We start from the raw sequence: 19,799 nt of genomic DNA, 5'->3' as shown, positions 1-19,799 counted from the left end.
ATAATCAATCGTTGATGTCAGGGTACTACAACTTGTAGTCTGTCGCTACCAAGTATACCTCTCGCGAACGTGATCGAGACGAACTTGGCTTTCGCGTCTTTACCGTCTTAAATGCCGCTCTAACATCTTTTAAAAACTCTTCGAACCCTTGTCCGTGAAACACTTTGACAGCAAAGCTGCCGCCAGGTTTCAGTACTTGGTGACACATGTCCAACGCCAGCTCAACAAGATACATTGCACGGGGCTGGTCGACGTTGTCATTACCACTCATATTAGGGGCCATATCGGACAACACTACATCTACGTTTTTACCGCCAATTCGGCTCAACAACGCGTCTAAAACTGCCTGTTCGCGAAAGTCACCCTGCAGAAAATCGACGCCAGCGATTGGGTCCATCGATAAAATATCGCACGCGATTACCTGACCATCGCCATTGAAGTAGTCTGCAACATATTGCGACCAGCCTCCAGGCGCTGCGCCCAAATCAACAACAGTTTGCCCTTTTTTTATTAATTTATCACGCTGTTGAATTTCTTCTATCTTAAATACGGCACGTGACCGCAATCCGCGTTTTTGCGCTTTTTGCACAAACGGATCATCAAAATGTTCTTTTAACCAACGTTGGCTGCTGACGCTGCGCTTTTTACCCATTAATACTATCCAGACTGTCTGATTAAACTAGCGTGTACCCATTAGATGGCGTTACAATAACCGTAATTCAAGCTCAAATTACAGGATTATTATCGTATGTCGTTAACTAATAAGCAAAAACAGTTTTTAAAAGGCGAAGCGCACCCGCTCAAACCGGTGGTTTTACTCGGTGCAAATGGGCTTACTGAAGGCGTGATTGCCGAAATTGAGCAAGCGTTGGAAGATCATGAGCTCATCAAGGTAAAAGTGCCAGAAGAAGACCGTGAGCTACGCCAACAAATGATGGCTGCCATTGTGCGTGAAACAGGTGCGGAACAAGTTCAGGTCATTGGTAAAACACAAATCTTGTTCCGTCCAGCTAAAGAACCTCGTATGCGATTACCAAGAGCTTAACCGCAGCTGTATTGTGGCGTAATAGGGTTTGAGACACGTCTCATAGCCCGCGCCACACAGCCCATCGCTACTTCAGTCTTAATCCATCCCTCTTGTGCTAAAAAGTAAACATTCAGCAGTTCATTGCGATGTGCTTCAGAGTTGTCCAACTGATGTTTCTTAAGAGTCGGCTCAACCATCTGCATCGCTTTCCAGTAAAAGCGGTAGTCTTGTTCACAAGTTAAGGAACTTAAGCTCTCTGCAAGTTCAGGTGTTGATTTAGGATACATAAGCTTAACACCAGGCGCGAAAAGCCAATCGACCGATAGCCCTTCACTCATTAATTTGGTAATGAGTAATTTATAAGGAATAACTTGTCGGTAACGCCAATTTTTATAGTCATGATAGCTGACTCCGAGCCACTCGACGACGCCTTTTATCGTTTGCACTTTGGCAACCGGTTTAAGACGTTCCATTAACTCTCTGATGGTAGGCTCACCCCACGCATAATTTGGGGCAAATACTGCGTTTCTTTCCATGAAACCTCCTTTACATGCTATTAACACAACAGTAATACTTTCTAAAAAAACAAACTGTTTTGCAAGTTTTAAGCATAAAAAAACCCAGTTTTAAAAAACTGGGTTTTTGCTAGAGGTCGATGTAAGCGATTAAATATATTTAACTTCCACGACCTCGTACTCAACCTCACCATTCGGTGTGGTTACCGTCGCAATGTCATCAATTTCTTTACCAATCAGCGCACGCGCTATCGGCGAGTTGACAGAAATCAGATTAGACTTAATATCCGCCTCATCGTCACCGACGATTTGGTAGGTCACTTCCTCATCTGTTTTAGTGTTATACACTGTCACAGTGGAGCCAAAAATGACTTTACCGTTATTAGGCACTTTCGTTACATCTATAATTTGTGCGTTCGATAATTTCGACTCGATTTCTTGAATACGGCCTTCACAAAAGCCCTGTTGTTCGCGCGCTGCATGATACTCAGCATTTTCCTTGAGATCTCCATGCTCACGCGCATCAGCGATCGCCTCAACAATACGAGGACGATCTTCGGTTTTTAATCGTTTCAATTCTTGACGCAGTTGCTCTGCGCCACGTTCCGTCATTGGAATCTGGTTCATACTAATGCAACCCTTTTGTGTAATTCCTGCACCGAGCTCACGCGCGCGCGATCGTCCGCCGTATTGGCTTTCACTGTCGCAAACGCCGCGTTAAGTGTAGTGGTATAAATTACTTTGTTTAACAATGCCTCGCGACGGATATAAACCGAATCTTCGATGGCTTGACGACCTTCTACGGTGTTGATGATATAACTATACTCACCGTTTTTGATCGCATCCACAATATTCGGACGACCTTCCTGTAGTTTGTTAACTACCGTGCAGTCGATACCCTCTTCTGCTAACATTTTAGCAGTACCGCGGGTCGCTTCCAATTTAAACCCAAGCGCCAGCAAGCCACGCGCAAGATCCATCAGTCGACGCTTGTCGCTGTCACGAACAGAAATAAGTGCCTTTCCTTTTTTCGCGAGCGCAGCACCGGCGCCGAGGTTGGCTTTGGCATAAGCTTCTTCAAAGCTTTCACCCACCCCCATCACCTCACCGGTAGAGCGCATTTCTGGTCCACGAATCGGGTCAACACCTTGGAACTTAGCAAAAGGAATGACCACTTCCTTTACTGAATAATAAGGTGGAATGACTTCGCTTGTGTAACCTTGTTCTTTTAACGACTGACCCACCATTACACGGGCCGCGACTTTGGCAAGCGGAACACCCGTCGCCTTCGAAACAAAAGGTACGGTTCGTGCTGCGCGAGGGTTCACTTCAATGAGGTAAATTTCATCGTCTTTTACCGCAAACTGGGCGTTCATTAAGCCCTTAACGTTTAATTCAAACGCAAGCTTACGAATTTGTTCGCGTAACTGTGCTTGAATAATATCGCTTAACGAGTACGGAGGTAACGAGCACGCCGAATCGCCTGAATGCACGCCGGCTTCCTCGATGTGTTGCATGATACCACCAATCAACACGTCTTCACCGTCACAAATTGCATCCACGTCCACTTCGATGGCGTTATCGAGGAACCTATCGAGTAACACAGGCGCATCATTCGATACCTTTACGGCATCCGTTAAATAACGCGTCAAGTCTTGCTCGTCGTAAACAATTTCCATCGCTCGACCACCCAATACGTACGACGGGCGCACAACGAGCGGATAACCAATACGTTTGGCTTCAGTCAACGCTTCTGAAATACCGGTAACCGTCGAGTTTTCTGGTTGCTTCAGTTTCAAACGGTTTACCGCCGCCTGGAATCGCTCACGGTCTTCCGAGCGGTCAATCGCATCCGGTGAAGTACCAATAATAGGCACGCCGTTGGCCTCAAGCGCACGTGCGAGTTTAAGCGGCGTCTGACCGCCGTATTGCACGATGACACCTTTAGGCTGTTCGATACGCACGATCTCCAACACGTCTTCTAAGGTGATCGGCTCAAAGTATAACCGGTCAGAAGTGTCATAATCAGTTGATACGGTTTCTGGGTTACAGTTAACCATGATGGTTTCGTAACCATCTTCACGTAATGCTAAGGCCGCATGAACACAGCAGTAATCAAATTCGATACCTTGACCAATGCGATTAGGACCGCCACCAATCACCATGATTTTGTCGCGATCAGACACATCGGCTTCGCATTCTTCATCATAGCTTGAATACATATAGGCAGTGCTAGAGGCAAACTCAGCAGCGCAGGTGTCAACCCGTTTATAAACCGGATGAATCCCCAACTTATGGCGACGCTTACGCACTTCTGACTCGCTGACATGCAGTACATCAGCAATACGTTCATCCGAGAAACCGCGACGTTTGAGTGCCCGCATAACATGTTCATTCATGCCTGCGAGTCCCAATACATCCAATTCTTCCTCAAGCTTGATAAGCTCTTCAATCTGAATCAGATACCATTCGTCAATACGCGTTAATTCAAACACTTCGCGCACGGTCATGCCTAAACGGAATGCATCACCAATGTACCAAATTCGCTCCGCACCCGGCTCTTTCAGCTCACGAATAACTTTGCCGCGCGCTTCATCGCTACTTAAATCCACCATGCTATCAAAGCCATTGGCGCCCAGTTCTAGGCCACGCAATGCTTTTTGCATCGATTCTTGGAAGTTACGGCCAATCGCCATCACCTCACCCACCGATTTCATCTGAGTGGTTAAGCGATCGTTACAGTTAGCGAACTTCTCAAAGTTAAAACGAGGGATCTTAGTCACAACGTAATCTAACGCCGGTTCAAACGATGCAGGCGTCACACCGCCCGTAATTTCGTTCTCGAGTTCATCCAGCGTATAGCCCACCGCAAGCTTGGCGGCAACTTTCGCAATTGGGAAGCCTGTTGCTTTCGAGGCGAGCGCTGACGAACGCGACACGCGTGGATTCATTTCAATGATCACCATGCGGCCGGTATCAGGATTCAAGCCAAATTGTACGTTTGAGCCACCTGTCTCAACACCGATCTCACGCAATACCGCCATTGCTGCATCACGCATCAACTGAAACTCTTTGTCAGTCAATGTTTGAGCCGGTGCAACGGTGATCGAATCACCGGTATGGATACCCATTGGATCAAAGTTTTCAATGGTACATACGATAATGCAGTTGTCGCTTTTGTCGCGCACCACTTCCATTTCGTATTCTTTCCAACCTAACAGCGATTCATCAATCAGTAGCTCGTTGGTCGGTGACAAATCGAGACCCCGTCGACAGATCTCCTCGAACTCTTCACGGTTGTAGGCGATACCACCGCCGCTGCCGCCCATGGTAAACGAGGGACGGATAATGCATGGGAAACCAAGACGGTCAAGTACGTCAAAGGCTTCTTCCATGCTATGCGCCATTTCAGCATTCGGCGTCTCTAAACCGATTTTTTTCATCGCTTTATCGAAGCGGTCGCGGTTTTCCGCTTTGTCGATAGCATCGGCATTGGCGCCAATCATTTCGACTTTAAAGCGGTCTAATACGCCATGACGATCGAGGTCAAGTGCACAGTTCAATGCAGTTTGACCGCCCATGGTTGGCAAAATCGCATCGGGGCGTTCGCGCTCGATAATTTTTTCGACCACTTCCCAGTGAATAGGCTCAATATAGGTGGCGTCAGCCATTTCAGGGTCAGTCATGATGGTCGCTGGGTTCGAGTTCACCAAAATCACTCGATAACCCTCTTCGCGAAGCGCCTTACATGCTTGTGCACCCGAGTAGTCAAACTCACAGGCTTGACCAATGACAATCGGACCTGCACCAAGAATCAGAATGCTTTTTATGTCAGTACGTTTTGGCATAGTGTCGTTCTATCCTTTGCTGCACCCGTTTAAGCGCGAGCTTGCATTAATTCGATAAAGTGATCAAAGAGCGCATCAGCGTCATGTGGACCTGGACTCGCTTCAGGGTGGCCCTGAAAGCTAAATGCGGGCTTATCGGTTCTGCGCATGCCTTGCAAGGTGCCATCAAACAATGACACGTGAGTCACCTCAATATTATCCGGCAAGCTCGTCTCGTCTATCGCAAAACCATGATTTTGACTGGTAATCATCACGCGTTTAGTGCGAACGTCTTGTACTGGATGGTTTGCACCGTGATGGCCAAATTTCATTTTGGTCGATTTTGCGCCACTGGCAATGCCTAACAACTGATGGCCCAAACAGATACCAAAGATAGGGATGTCTTTTTCTAATAACGCTTTAATAGCGTCGATTGCGTAATCACACGGCTCAGGATCACCCGGTCCGTTGGATAAGAATACGCCATCCGGATTTAACGCCATCACCTCATCGGCTGAAGTTTGAGCTGGCACCACAGTGATGCGACAGCCCCGATCCGCGAGCAGTCGCAGAATATTCTGTTTGCAACCATAGTCGTATGCAACGACATGGAATTTGTCTTGCGCAGGTGAGGTATGTCCTTCGCCAAGCTGCCAACTGCCCTCGCTCCAAGCGTGAGTTTCCTCACAGGAGACAACCTTAGCGAGATCCATTCCTTTCAGCCCAGGAAATTCGCGAGCTAACTGAAGTGCTTTGTCTTCGTCAATCGGTCCCGCCATGATACACCCATTCTGCGCACCTTTTTCGCGCAAAATCCGCGTCAGCTTACGTGTATCAATATCAGCGATTCCAACCACATTCTTACGTTGCAGATATTCTGTCAACGTCTCTTGCTTGCGAAAGCTACTCGCTTTCAAGGCGTTATCACGAATAATCAAGCCTTTCGCCCAAACTTCGGGGGATTCTTCATCTTCGTTGTTGGTGCCAGTATTGCCAATGTGGGGGTATGTCAGGGTGACGAGTTGTTCAGTGTATGAGGGGTCAGTTAGAATTTCTTGGTAGCCTGTCATGGCTGTATTAAAGACGACTTCTCCAACAGCGGAGCCTTCGGCTCCAATCGCTGTGCCATGAAAGATGGTGCCGTCGGCTAACACCAGTATGGCTCGGTTAGCGGATTGACTCGCTAAAATACTCAAGGGCAACCTCCGTACATAAAAAAACGGGTGAATCAATACAAAGTTGACTTCCCCGTTTAAGGTCCTTACCGCGCGTTCTTTGCTCACTGAAATTAGCAGATGACTAACATCAGGCAAATTGACCGTATTGTACGTGTTTTTTTACGCAGCGTCCAGCGCTGTTTTTAATCCAATAGTTGCGCCAGTTGCTTTTTTAAGTCCAGCACATCGGCCATTTGATAGCACTCACCCGGCGCCTGAGCCGTCAGCCATTTTGCCGCGCGCAATGCACCTTCAGCAAAGATGCGACGATCACTCACACGATGTGAGAGTTCGATACGCTCACCGGCCTGTGCCAGCCAAACTTGATGCTCGCCGACGATATCGGCAGCACGCAATACGCTAAACCCAATGCCATCGTCACTACGTAAGCCATCGCCACGAATGCCATCGTTAACGGTCTCAAATGTTACCTTTCTGCCCATCGCAGCGGCCTCGCCGAGCGCTAAAGCAGTGCCTGATGGCCCATCCTTTTTATGTCGATGGTGCGCCTCAAAAATTTCAATGTCTGCGTCTTTAAACGCGCCTGCTGCGATGCGCGTTAATTGCTCCATCAGTGCCACACCCAAGCTGGTGTTACGCGCATGGAGTGTGGCTACTTTTTGCGCCGTGTCCTGAAGTAGTTGCTGTTGCGCGGCATCGAGCCCGGTAGTGCAGACCACAATCGGACACTGATGGTTTTGTGCATACGCCAGGTTTTCTTCCAGCGCAGAGGGTAGGCTAAAGTCAATTAATACATCGGGTGCATCATTCACCTCTGACACATGATGATAGTGAGTTCGCCCAATGGGGTTACCGCGCGCGTCGCTCTGCTTGCTTACAAATGCATGTGACACATCAAAGCCGTAAGCCTCGGCATACTCAATAATTTGTTGGCCCATACGCCCACTGGCGCCCAATACACCTAATTTCATGCGCTTTCTCGTGCTTCCTGATAAAGGTTGTTATCCTGCAACAAGTTCTCGCTGCGCGCAACAACGCGCGCCACCATCATATCACCTGTAACATTGGTCATCGTGCGCGCCATATCAATGATGCGATCAATAGCGGCAATAAAAGCGATTCCCTCGAGCGGTAACCCAACGGCGTTTAACGTCACCGTTAACATCACTAACGCAGTACCGGGGACCCCTGCCGTTCCTACAGATGCTAGCGTTGCCGTCATCATGATCAAGCCATAATCCATCCAATCCAATGGAATGCCGTACAGGTTAGCGATAAAGATACTCGCCACGGCAGGATAAATACCGCCACAACCGTCCATATTGATAGTCGCCCCGAGCGGCAACACAAAACTCGCGTAATCCTTCGATACACCCAAACGTTCTGTGACCGCGCGATGTGCCGCCGGCAAGGAACCAAATGAACTGCAGGTCGTAAAGGCAACTACTTGTGCATCGAACACGGCTCGGAAAAATTGCCAAGCACTCATGCCCCCCATGGTGCGGATAAAGCCACCGTAAACCACCACAATGTGGATCAGCACTGCTAAATAGATCACACCCACGAATTTGGCCAAAGGCAATAAACTTGCAATGCCGTATTCACCGATCACCCATGCCATTAAGCCTAAAACGCCAAGCGGTGTAAGTTGCAAGACCATGCGAGTGACCTGATACATCACCTCTGCGCCCGATTTAATCACTCGACGTACCGGTTCAGCAGGTTCGCCCAGTTTCTGTATAGCAACACCGATAATCGCGGCAAAGACAACTATTTGAAGTACATTGCCTTCACTGAGCGCAGCAAATGGATTAGTTGGCACAAAGTTAAGTAGCACTTGTGAGACGCTCGGAATGCCCTTTTCGGTTTGTTCTGTTGCGGTGAGAGCCTGAGCCGGGCTCATATCGATAAGTGTCCCCAGCGTCAAGCCGATAGCACTGGCGATAATGGCTGTCAGCATGAACATACCAATCGTTTTAGCTCCCAAGCGCCCTAGCTTTTGGCCATCGTTTAAATCGGTAATTGCACTGACAATGGCACAAAAGATAAGCGGCGCCACCAACATTTTTATTGCGCGAATAAACAGGTCGCCCAACGGCTTAAGTGCTTGTCCCGCTTCGGGGAACAGAGCACCTACCAGCGCACCTAAAACAAATGCACCCAGTACGCGTTGCCAGAAGGGAATATTAAACCAGAATCTAAACATAGAACGTCCACATCGAGAAAAATGCGGATAATTTAGCGTCAATCAATCGGTCGCCGAAAGAAAATTTTTGACTAGCATATAACTAAAAGACCAAGCCAACGAAAATTTGGCTTGGTCTTATTAATTACGAGGAAGGTCGCTCACAAGAAGGATTGCGTCCTTGTTGATGGGCTTGTTGTACTCGCGCACTCAAGCTTGGTGCGTAGTCTTCTATGGCGTCAATGCGCGTTTGTGGTGATGGGTGCGTTGATAACAGTTCCGGTGGAGCGCCTTTCGACTGCTTCGCCATATTGCGCCACAAGTCAGCGGCTTCAATAGGCTTAAACCCGGCATCTGCCATGTAGTCGAGACCCAACTGGTCTGCTTCAGACTCGTGAGTCCGACTATACGGTAACAAAATACCGACTTGCGCTCCCACACCTAAGGCACTCATCAATAGCGCCGCAGTATCGCTCTCTAGCTCCTTATTGGCAAAAATTGCACCAATTTGAAGCCCCGCGCCGACTGCCATGTTGCTTGATACACGCTCATTGCTATGTTGCGCGATCACGTGGCCAATCTCGTGACCAATCACGGCAGCCAACTGGTGTTGGTTTTCTGCGACATCCAGTAAACCGCGGTAAACACCGATATTGTTTCCCGGCAGGGCAAAAGCATTCACCGTGTCTTGATCAAATACAGTGATTTCCCAATCTGCTTGACTGTAGGGTTCGGGTAGCACATCAATCAACGCGTGACTAACGCACTGGACGTAAGCATTAATCGCGGGGTCGTCACTAATCGGCGTTTCAGCTTTCATCTGTTCATACGACTGCTCACCCATTTGATTCAATTGACCCTCGGGTAAAAAAGCTAACTGAGAACGTCCTGTTGGCGACTTTGAGCAACTGACTACTGTCACAGTCGCCAGCGTCAACGCCGCTATTTTCCAAGCCCGCATAATGCCTCCTTTAGGCAAACAATAATGACTTCGTACTAACGATATTAGTCTTAGCTACGCAAGTCATCAAAAAATTGTTTAACACCGTCAAAGAAGCCTTTTTCCTTCGGTCTGAACTTAGCCGCTTCGTCGCCTTGCCCCATCGAACTCTCAAGTTCCTCGAGTAATTCGCGTTGACGCGATGATAAGTTCACCGGCGTTTCGATGACCACTTTACATATCAGGTCGCCGACAGCACCCGTACGGACTGACTTAACGCCTTTGCCACGTAAGCGGAAATGTTTGCCCGTTTGAGTCTCTTTTGGCACCTTCAATTTGACTTTACCTTCTAGCGTCGGTACCTCAATTTCGCCACCGAGCGCTGCCTTGGTAAAGCTCACTGGAACTTCGCAGTATAAATTGTTGCCGTCACGCGCAAAGATAGGGTGTTCACGCACATGCACCTGAACATACAAGTCGCCTGCTGGCGCGCCTTTTTCTCCCGCCTCACCTTCGTTCGCTAAACGAATACGATCACCGGTATCTACGCCTGCCGGAATTTTAACCGATAGTTTTTTGGTTTTTTCAACGCGCCCCTGACCGTGGCAAGTATTACATGGATCTTTGATGATAGACCCGGTACCACGGCAATGCGGACATGCCTGCTGCACAGCAAAGAAGCCCTGACGCATTTGAATTTGACCGGAACCGTGACAGTGACTACAGGTTTCTGGTCGTGTGCCTTTTTTCGCACCTGAGCCGTCGCAATCCTCACATTCCACCATGGTCGGAATTTGCAATTCGACTTCTTTACCTTTCACCGCGTCTTCTAGCGACATTTCTAGATTGTAACGTAAGTCCGCACCGCGCTGAGGACGCGCTTGCTGACGACGACCGCCACCAAAAATATCACCGAATACATCGCCAAAGATATCAGCAAAATCGGCACCACCGCCACCAAAACCACCGGCGCCCGCTCCGCCACCTTGGCGAGCTTGTTGAAACGCTTCGTGCCCATATTGATCATACATCTGGCGTTTTTGTGGATCCGACAACACTTCGTAGGCCTGTTTAATTTCCTTAAACTTGGCTTCTAACTCTTTATCACCTTTCGTGCGGTCTGGGTGGTACTTCATCGCCATCCGCTTGTAGGCTTTCTTAATATCTCTCTCATTGGCGTCTTTGCCGACACCTAAAATCTGATAATAATCCTGCGCCATAACCGTAATCTTCTGTTGTGATTTTACACCTGTCTAAAATAAATACACGGGCATTACCTTTCGGCAACACCCGTGTTGATATCGAAGTTGCCTAATTAAGCTTACTTCTTATCGTCGTCTTTCACTTCCTCAAATTCAGCGTCAACAACGTCATCATCTTTAGATGATTGTGCTTGCTCTGCACCGGCTTCTGCACCACCTTGTTGTGCTTGCTGTTGCTGAGCAGCTTCCATCAGTTTTTGTGAAGCTTCCATCAACGCTTGAGACTTCGCTTCGATAGCGTCTTTATCGCCGTCTTTAGAAGCTTGCTCAAGTTCGTCGCAGGCTGTTTCGATGGCTTTCTTATCATCTTCTGACAAGGCTTCGCCGACTTCTTTCAACTGATTACGCGTTGCGTGCACTAAGCCGTCGGCTTGGTTACGCGCTTGCACTAACTCTTCAAACTTTTTGTCATCTTCAGCGTGTGCTTCCGCGTCTTTAACCATTTTTTCGACTTCATCCTCATCAAGACCTGATGAAGCTTTGATGGTGATCTTCTGCTCTTTACCGGTGTCTTTATCTTTCGCCGACACATGTAAGATACCGTCAGCGTCAATGTCAAAGGTCACTTCGATTTGCGGTACACCGCGCGCCGCTGCACGAATACCTTCGAGGTTAAACTGACCTAGCGATTTGTTATCGCTTGAGCGTTTACGTTCACCCTGCAATACATGAATCGTTACAGCTGACTGGTTGTCTTCTGCGGTCGAGAATGTTTGCGATTCTTTTGTTGGAATCGTGGTGTTTTTCTCGATCAACTTGGTCATTACGCCGCCCATGGTTTCGATACCTAATGACAGCGGACAAACGTCAAGCAGCAATACGTCTTTCACATCGCCTTGTAAAACACCGGCTTGAACAGCTGCACCTAGTGCTACGGCTTCATCTGGGTTGACGTCACGGCGTGGCTCTTTGCCAAAGAAGTCAGTCACGGCCTGTTGAACTTTAGGCATACGTGTTTGACCACCGACCATGATGATGTCTTTAACATCGCTCACTGACATATCAGCATCAGCCAGTGCTTGCTTCAATGGCTCAAGCGACTTCTTAATCAAGTCTTCAACCAACGATTCTAATTTAGCGCGTGTTACTTTAATCGCTAAGTGCTTAGGGCCGGTGTTATCAGCCGTGATATATGGCAAGTTGACTTCCGTTTGTTGCGCAGAAGACAGCTCGATTTTCGCTTTTTCGGCGGCTTCTTTCAGACGTTGCATCGCCAAAGGATCTTTACGTAAATCGATGCCTTGATCTTTCTCGAACTGCTCAACCAAGTAGTTAATCAAACGGTTATCAAAGTCTTCACCACCTAAGTGCGTGTCACCGTTTGTCGCCAGTACTTCAAAGGTATGCTCGCCTTCGACTTCGTCGATTTCGATGATCGAGATATCGAACGTACCACCACCTAAGTCATAAACAGCGATAACGTTGTCGCCGGACTTCTTATCCATGCCGTAAGCCAGTGCAGCTGCGGTTGGCTCGTTGATGATACGCTTAACTTCTAAGCCCGCGATTTTGCCAGCGTCTTTTGTTGCCTGACGCTGAGCGTCGTTAAAGTATGCAGGTACAGTGATAACCGCTTCGGTGACTTTCTCACCTAAAAACTCTTCTGCGGTTTTCTTCATTTTCTTCAATACTTCAGCAGAAATTTGCGGTGGCGCTTTTTTATCGCCATCGATTTCTACCCAAGCATCACCATTGTCTGCTTTGACAATGTTATAAGGCATTATGCCAATGTCGCGCTGAACTTCATCATCTTGGAAACGACGACCGATCAGGCGCTTGATAGCAAACAAGGTTTTATTCGGGTTGGTGACTGCTTGGCGTTTCGCCGGTGCGCCTACCAACGTTTCGCCATCGTCGGTAAATGCGACGACAGATGGGGTTGTACGATCCCCTTCACCGTTTTCAATAACACGAGGTTTGCCGCCGTCTAAAACCGCGACACATGAGTTTGTTGTACCCAAGTCAATGCCGATGATTTTACCCATAATTAATCTCCACTACTTCTATTCTGTTCAAACCGCTCTGGTTTGAGCGTTAATGATTTCGATAACTGTTATTTGGGGGCTGTATCTAAAATTACAAGCCCTAAAACATAATTTCTCTTACAAATTATGCTTTTGTATCCACGCCGCCGTTACTATTACGTGCCACCATCACCATGGCTGGGCGCAGTAAACGTCCGTTGAGCTCATACCCTTTCTGCATAACGGCGATAATCGTGTTGTTTTTATGCTCCGCCGATTCTTGCATCGACATCGCTTGGTGCAGGTCTGGATTAAAGACCTCGCCCTCTTCGCCGACCGCTTTTACGCCAAATTTATCCAGCGTTGATGTCAGACTTTTATACGTCAGCTCAATACCTTCTAAAAAGCTTTTTAACTCTGGGTTTTCGGTATCAGCCGCTTGCATCGCGCGCTCAAGGTTATCAACACTCGTGAGTAGCTCGTTGGCGAACTTCTCTAACGCAAATTTATGCGCCTTCTCAACATCTTGACTCGCGCGACGACGTACGTTTTCCATTTCCGCCTGACTACGCAATACCGACTCCTTTTGCTCGTTCACTTTGGCTTCGGCCTTAGTTAACGCGAGCTCAAGCTCCGCAATACGGTCCGCTTGATTGTCTGCCGCCGCAGCTGTTTGCTGCTGGGTCTCTGGTTGTTCGTCGCTACCAAGCGCCTGTTCAGCCGCCTGCTCAGCCGCCTCTTTTGCGGCCTCTTGTTGAGCGGCTTCTTGTGCTTGCTGCTCAAAGTTCTCAGTTGTTTGATTTGGTTGCTTATCACTCATAACCCATACTCTTTAAATGTCGAATGAACGTATGCGTTGTTATGTGGGGATAGTCCGATTAAGATTCAAGACCTTTATTTCGCTTGATAAAAATTAACGCAACACGTAGCGTTAACTCACGACTAGAGGATAGCGGTAAGCCCTATGAAACAACCCGCATTTAAGCGCGTCGCGCTTTTAGGAAAAATTAATGATACTGGCACTCGTCACACACTTGAGGCACTTATTAGTGCCTTGTGCGAAAGTCAGTATGAGGTCTGTTTGGAAGAACGCTGTGCCACCCAGGTGCAACCAAGCAGTTGCATCGACACGGGCTCACTTGAGAAGTTAGGACAATGGGCCGACATTGCGGTAGTCGTCGGCGGTGATGGCAATATGCTCGGTGCTGCCCGCGCATTGTGTGATCACGATGTGGCGGTTATTGGAGTGAATCGAGGTAACCTTGGCTTCTTGACCGATTTAGCGCCAGAGGACGCAGTGAGCGCGCTGATGGATGTGCTAGCGGGTGACTATGTGAGAGAAGAACGCTTCTTGCTCTCGGCCTCGGTTAAAGGCGAGTCAATTAAACAACAAGGTGTGGCGGTGAACGAAATTGTTCTTCATTCAGACAAAGTCGCTCACATGATCGAGTTTGAACTTTATGTCGATGATCAATTTGTCTTTTCGCAACGTTCCGATGGCGTCATCATCGCGACACCCACCGGCTCGACGGCTTACTCTCTGTCCGGCGGTGGTCCTATTCTGCACCCAAACCTAAATGCTATTACCTTGGTCCCCATGTTTCCGCATACACTGAGTAGTCGTCCGATTGTGCTCGACGCAAACTCCCGAGTGCGACTGCGTGCAGCCAAGGACAACGATCATTTACAAATCAGTTGCGATGGTCATGGGCGTCTTGATGTCATGCCAGGTGATGAGGTCATTATCGAAAAACACCCGCATACCTTGACGATGGTGCATCCGACAACACACAGCTACTACCATGTATTACGTAACAAGTTGGGTTGGGGCAGCCGTCTTTTCTAACTGACTAAAAAAAAGTCACTCTTTGCATTGCAATTGAACAATAATACTGTATAACTACTGTATATACTGTATAGGTAAACAGTATTACTGTTCTTTTTATTGTGAGGAGCCCAGCCATGTTGACTGAGTTACACATTCGCAATTTTGCAATCGTCAAGCAGTTAGATATCGAGTTTAAAAACGGGATGACCGCCATTACCGGTGAGACCGGTGCAGGTAAATCTATCGCACTGGATGCGCTCGGGCTATGCCTGGGTGGACGTGCCGATGCCAACTGGGTGAGACCGGGCTGCGACAAAACGGACATCAGTGCGCGCTTCACTATCACTCACGACAGTCCCGCTCACCGCTGGCTCGTCGACAACGAGTTTGATGATGACCTCGAGTGTGTATTGCGCCGTACTATTAGTAAAGATGGTCGTTCACGGGCTTGGGTTAACGGCGCGCCGGTGACGCTCACACAGCAACGCACATTAGCGCCAACATTGGTCAATATTCATGGTCAGCATGAACACCAGCTGTTGGTAAAAGAAGAGCACCAGCGCGAATTACTTGATCAGTTCGCTCAGCATGCTGAACTTATTACAGAAGTACAAGAAAGCTACCGTAACTGGGCGGCTACCGAAAAGCGTTTTCGCCAACATCAGCAGCGCAAAGAAGAATTAGCAGCACAGAAACAACTAATAAGTTATCAGGTTAAAGAGCTCAATGAATTTAATATCGGAGAGGGCGAATTTGAGCAACTTGAGAGTGACCACAAACGGTTGACTCATGTTCGCGCCTTAACGGAAAACAGTGCCTTTGCTCTAAATGCGCTTTATGACGGCGAGCACAATAATGTATCGGGACTCATTCAAGCCGCCCACGGCCGATTGGAAGAATCCGCCGAGCTCGATGAGCAAATCCAGCCTATTTTAGCACTGCTTGAACAAGCTAAAGTTCATATCGAAGAAACAGCATTAGAACTGCGTAATTATCAAGACCAATTAGATATTGATCCTGAGCAACTCGAAGTTACTGAACAACGGATGAGCCAAGCGATTGCGCTCGCTAAAAAACATCATGTCGCGCCACTCGACCTTTATCAACATCATCAGCAATTGCAACAACAATTGGATGAACTCGAACGCGCTGAGGAAGATAACGAACAACTCGCTGAGCAACGTCAAGCATTACGTACCGTTTATCGACAAGCGGCGCTTAAGCTATCGACAAGCCGAAAAAAAGCAGCGGACAAACTGAGTGCCGAAATTTCCCGCGCCATGCATAAGTTAAACATGCCCCATGGTGAATTTGTCATCCAAGTTGATCATGATGACAAAGCCACAGCAACGCTCTGGGGCACCGACGAAATCTGCTTTACCGTGACCACCAACCCTGGGCAGCCGCTACAAGCGCTTAGTAAAGTTGCATCGGGCGGGGAACTATCACGCATCAGTCTTGCCATACAGGTCATGTGTGCCAATCAAAATACGGTACCGACCATGATGTTTGACGAGGTCGATGTCGGAGTGAGTGGACCCACCGCAGCGGTTGTGGGTTCAATGTTACGGAGTCTAGGCGAGCAGTGCCAAATTATCTGTGTCACTCACTTACCGCAAGTGGCTGCTAAGGGACATCATCAAATGCAGGTACTCAAACAAACCGATGGCGCACAAACAGAAACGCAAGTTTGGCAGCTTAACGAAGAACAGCGAATTGATGAGCTCGCTCGCTTATTGGGTGGCGATAGCATTACCGAAAAAACTAAAGACAACGCCCGGGAGTTACTTATTCATTAAGTTTTCCTGCGCCAATGCTAGCTAACTCGGTTTTGTTTGTTTATCATCGGTGACAACATTTAACGGTAAGAGTAGTTAATGAAACAAATCGGAAAAACTTTGGCCGCTGTTGCGGTCGTCGCAGGTCTCTCAGGTTGCTCAGTGTTAAACGATTGGGTATATCGAATTGATATTCCTCAAGGTAATTACCTTGAACAACGCGATGTCGACAAATTACGCGTAGGTATGTCACAGGAACAAGTTGCTTACGTATTAGGGCGTCCGGTCGCTGAAAACAGCTTTAACAGCGAGCGTTGGGTCTATGTTTATGACATGAATCCAAATGAGGGTGAACCTTTCCATAAGGAATTGATACTCGATTTTGAAGACGGTCAACTCGCCCGTTTGTCGGGTGATTTTGATAAACCAGAAAACTTCGATACCCCGCTCGAACCTTAATGGGATAAGTTCCTATGACGCAACCGCTCATAGAAGAGCTCGGTGAAGTTATAAAGAGCCCAAAAGATCCGCGGTCTTTCCGTACACTAAAACTGCCCAATGGACTGTCAGTGGTGTGCGTTCAGATCCCACACAGTAAAAAGGCATCGGCATCGCTGGCTGTGCGCGCGGGTCATTTCAATGACCCGCTTGAAACCCAAGGTCTCGCCCACTTCCTAGAACACATGCTGTTTTTAGGGAACGAACGCTTTCCGGATGCTAACGAGTTCTCCGAGTTTTTGAGTGCCTACGGTGGACAACAAAACGCTTGGACAGGCTCTGAATTCTGTAATTTTTTCTTTGACTGTCAAACCCGAGCACTCTCGCGAGCATTAGATTATTTCTCCGCGATGTTCATGGCGCCGTTATTTGACGAGTCCTTAATCAATAAAGAACGTCAATCAATCGACTCTGAATTCCGCTTAAAAGAGAAAGATGAACTTCGGCGTTTATATCAAGTACACAAGACAACATGTAACCCCGAGCATCCCTTTAGTAAGTTTTCGGTAGGTAACATGGATACGCTGGCAGAAAGCGATAGCCACTCGTTAAAAGACCAGTTAAGTGAGTTCTTTCGTGCTTTTTTCAATGCCAACAACATGCGGCTTACCATCGTTGGCGCGCAACCGGTTGATGAACTCGCCGAGATGGCGCAACACTACTTTTCGGACATCAGCAGCGGTCAAGAAAATGATCCTAAGTCGCTCGAGGCGCTGCCACTGTACTTACCCTCCCAGTTAGGCGTATTCATTCAAGTTAAGCCCGTGAATCCGGCTCGTCGTCTGATCATCACGTTGCCCCTCCCTGGCATTGATGACGACTATAAAAATAAAACAACGAGCTTTATTGCTCACATTCTTGGCTATGAAGGCCCTCATAGCCTCTATGCAACGCTCCGGGCGCGTGGATGGGTTAATAGCCTCTCGGCGGGCGGCGGTATGAGCGGCAGCGGCTACAAGGATTTCAACTTAAATATTCAGCTTACTGAGGCAGGTGTTGTTCACGCCCTACAAGTAGCGCAGGCGGTGTTCAACTATATTCAGTTGATTGCAAGTTCTGGACTCGAGGCTTGGCGCTACGAGGAGAAACGGCTCACTTCCGAACTTTCATTTCACTTTCAAGAGACACCGCCCGCCGGTGAACTGGCTCCTCAGCTGTCTGTTAATGCACACCACTACCCCATCCACGATGTCGTTTACGGAGACTACCGCATGGATGGACTGTCGGTTGCTCGAGCTAAACAAACACTGTCTTTAATGGCGCCCGAACGTGCCCGTATCACGCTGATCCATGGCGATGTAGAGACCGATCAACAAACAGAGTTATATCACACACCCTTTAGTATCCGTGCATTGACAAAAGAGGAATTAAACACTCTTAATAGCCCAGCGGGCACTTTTAATTATCAACTACCAGCGCAAAACCCTTATATCACTTCTCATGTTGAACCTTACCCGCTAGAGCGCGAGCTCAGAGAGCCCGTAGCGTTGATAAAAAGCGACAATGTCACCATCTGGCATTTACAAGACCCCGATTTTAGAGTGCCCAAAGGGCATATCTATTTAAATCTCGAATCGCCAGCGGTCAATCAGTCGGCGACTCACTTCGCTGCGGCACGTCTTTGGTCGGAACTATTAATCGATTCGCTGAATGAAGCACTTTATGACGCTGAGGTCGCTGGCTTACACTTTAATATTTACCCGACCCAGTCCGGTATGACGATTCATACAATGGGGTTATCAGCGGGTCAATTGCCACTACTACAACAGTTAATGAAGCAGGCTTGGAAAGTAAAATTTAAGCGGGGTCGATTCAATTCTGTCGCTCAGCAACTTAAGCATAACTGGCAGTCCGCCCACAACAATCAGCCGCTCAATCGACTGTTTGCTGAGCTTAATTTGACACTACAGCCGTGCCTGTTCTCGCTCTCCGATATGGCCGAAGGCTTGAACTCATTAGACTATAAAGGCTTTTCGCAACTAAGTAGCGAGCTTTTTAACTCCATGGGGGTGTCGGCTTTAATACATGGCGATTGGCAAGCTAAAACCGCTTTTGAATTACATCAACTGATACGTGACAGTGCCTCAGGACGGTTAACGGCTTCTCCTCCTCAATTACAACCTAAGCGTCTTGAACCTCACACCCACATTCACCGAACCGTAGAGCAAGCGACTGGCGACAATGCCGTGTTGGTATACTTTCAGGGCGATAACGACAGTGCTGAACAGCAAATTACGTGGATGTTAGCGCAACAGTTGCTTAATGCGAGTTTATTCGACGAACTCAGAACCCAGCGGCAACTGGGTTATGTCGTTGGGAGCCAGTATTTCCCTGTTCGACGCCTACCGGGCTTCATGGTGTTTGTGCAATCACCGACGCATAACACGTCCGCTTTACAGGAACACATTCACACCGTATTGCACGATAAAATTGAACAGCTCGACGACGTGCTGACATTACAGCGCTGGAAGCACGCTAAACAAACCCTATCTGAGCAATTAACGATAAACGATCGCAGTTTGCGCGCCCGTAGCCAACGCTTTTGGGGAGCGATTCAAATGGCCGAAACTGATTTTGATCGTAACGTTGAAATGAGCGCCGCTCTGGAGCGACTACAACTGTCCGACTGGATAAGTGAGGTGAAGCGTTTAGTTATTAAACAACCTCGTAAAATTGTACTGTTGTCATGCCATTAGGAGATATTATAATAGCTTTGACAGTCAAATCGCTTTAAGTTAGCTTGTAACACTGAGTTAACAAATAATAAGAGCTGTGTAGCAGCCAACAATCGGGTCCT

At 48.0% G+C, this 19,799-nt stretch carries 16 protein-coding genes; 5 read left to right on the top strand and 11 right to left on the bottom strand.

Going from position 1 to position 19,799, the window contains the following annotated elements; genetic code table 11:
* Positions 1-25: 25 nt before the first annotated feature.
* Positions 26-652, bottom strand: a complete 627-nt coding sequence (gene rlmE / locus AWU56_RS02855; protein ID WP_006955162.1) for a 23S rRNA (uridine(2552)-2'-O)-methyltransferase RlmE — start codon at positions 650-652, stop codon at positions 26-28.
* Positions 653-748: 96 nt separating this feature from the next.
* On the opposite strand from rlmE, the gene yhbY reads away from it, so the two are divergent.
* Positions 749-1,045 (top strand): ribosome assembly RNA-binding protein YhbY, encoded by a 297-nt coding sequence (gene yhbY / locus AWU56_RS02850; RefSeq protein ID WP_006955161.1) that lies wholly within the window; start codon positions 749-751, stop codon positions 1,043-1,045.
* Here yhbY and AWU56_RS02845 read toward each other — a convergent pair.
* The 10 genes from AWU56_RS02845 to grpE all read right to left on the bottom strand — a co-directional run bounded on the left by AWU56_RS02845 (position 1,042) and on the right by grpE (position 13,718).
* Positions 1,042-1,563, bottom strand: a complete 522-nt coding sequence (locus AWU56_RS02845; protein WP_272977900.1) for a hypothetical protein — start codon at positions 1,561-1,563, stop codon at positions 1,042-1,044. The genes yhbY and AWU56_RS02845 overlap by 4 nt on opposite strands.
* A 129-nt stretch (positions 1,564-1,692) precedes the next feature.
* Entirely contained in the window at positions 1,693-2,169 is a 477-nt protein-coding gene (gene greA, locus AWU56_RS02840; RefSeq protein ID WP_006955159.1) for a transcription elongation factor GreA, read from the bottom strand.
* A complete protein-coding gene (carB, locus tag AWU56_RS02835; protein WP_286681719.1) occupies positions 2,166-5,390 on the bottom strand; it encodes a carbamoyl-phosphate synthase large subunit in 3,225 nt (1,074 codons plus the stop codon). The genes greA and carB overlap by 4 nt, the downstream gene beginning before the upstream one ends.
* Before the next feature lie 29 nt (positions 5,391-5,419).
* On the bottom strand, positions 5,420-6,565 hold the full coding sequence (gene carA / locus AWU56_RS02830) for a glutamine-hydrolyzing carbamoyl-phosphate synthase small subunit (protein WP_286681718.1): 1,146 nt from the start codon (positions 6,563-6,565) through the stop codon (positions 5,420-5,422).
* A gap of 164 nt (positions 6,566-6,729) precedes the next feature.
* A complete protein-coding gene (gene dapB / locus AWU56_RS02825; protein WP_286681717.1) occupies positions 6,730-7,518 on the bottom strand; it encodes a 4-hydroxy-tetrahydrodipicolinate reductase in 789 nt (262 codons plus the stop codon).
* Entirely contained in the window at positions 7,515-8,753 is a 1,239-nt protein-coding gene (locus tag AWU56_RS02820; protein WP_286681716.1) for a dicarboxylate/amino acid:cation symporter, read from the bottom strand. Before AWU56_RS02820 ends, dapB begins: the two co-directional genes overlap by 4 nt.
* A gap of 124 nt (positions 8,754-8,877) precedes the next feature.
* On the bottom strand, positions 8,878-9,693 hold the full coding sequence (locus AWU56_RS02815) for a M48 family metallopeptidase (RefSeq protein WP_286681715.1): 816 nt from the start codon (positions 9,691-9,693) through the stop codon (positions 8,878-8,880).
* 50 nt (positions 9,694-9,743) lie between these two features.
* The gene (gene dnaJ / locus AWU56_RS02810; RefSeq protein WP_286681714.1) at positions 9,744-10,892 is read right to left on the bottom strand and encodes a molecular chaperone DnaJ; all 1,149 of its coding nucleotides are present in this window, start codon (positions 10,890-10,892) and stop codon (positions 9,744-9,746) included.
* Positions 10,893-10,993: 101 nt separating this feature from the next.
* A complete protein-coding gene (gene dnaK, locus AWU56_RS02805) occupies positions 10,994-12,919 on the bottom strand; it encodes a molecular chaperone DnaK (RefSeq protein WP_006955152.1) in 1,926 nt (641 codons plus the stop codon).
* 124 nt (positions 12,920-13,043) lie between these two features.
* Positions 13,044-13,718 (bottom strand): nucleotide exchange factor GrpE, encoded by a 675-nt coding sequence (grpE, locus tag AWU56_RS02800; RefSeq protein ID WP_006955151.1) that lies wholly within the window; start codon positions 13,716-13,718, stop codon positions 13,044-13,046.
* 144 nt (positions 13,719-13,862) lie between these two features.
* Here grpE and nadK point away from each other — a divergent pair, with 144 nt between their 5' ends.
* The 4 genes from nadK (at position 13,863) to AWU56_RS02780 (ending at position 19,698) form a co-directional block, all read left to right on the top strand.
* Positions 13,863-14,744, top strand: a complete 882-nt coding sequence (gene nadK / locus AWU56_RS02795) for an NAD(+) kinase (protein WP_006955150.1) — start codon at positions 13,863-13,865, stop codon at positions 14,742-14,744.
* Positions 14,745-14,860: 116 nt separating this feature from the next.
* Positions 14,861-16,525, top strand: a complete 1,665-nt coding sequence (gene recN / locus AWU56_RS02790) for a DNA repair protein RecN (RefSeq protein ID WP_006955149.1) — start codon at positions 14,861-14,863, stop codon at positions 16,523-16,525.
* 78 nt (positions 16,526-16,603) lie between these two features.
* On the top strand, positions 16,604-16,963 hold the full coding sequence (locus AWU56_RS02785; protein ID WP_006955148.1) for an outer membrane protein assembly factor BamE: 360 nt from the start codon (positions 16,604-16,606) through the stop codon (positions 16,961-16,963).
* A gap of 14 nt (positions 16,964-16,977) precedes the next feature.
* On the top strand, positions 16,978-19,698 hold the full coding sequence (locus AWU56_RS02780; protein WP_286681713.1) for an insulinase family protein: 2,721 nt from the start codon (positions 16,978-16,980) through the stop codon (positions 19,696-19,698).
* Positions 19,699-19,799 lie beyond the last annotated feature (101 nt).

Source organism: Idiomarina sp. T82-3, assembly GCF_001577655.1.
Classification (GTDB): Bacteria; Pseudomonadota; Gammaproteobacteria; order Enterobacterales; family Alteromonadaceae; genus Idiomarina; species Idiomarina baltica.
The sequence above is the reverse complement of the archived record's forward strand: the minus strand, read 5'-3'. Positions and strand labels throughout refer to the sequence as shown.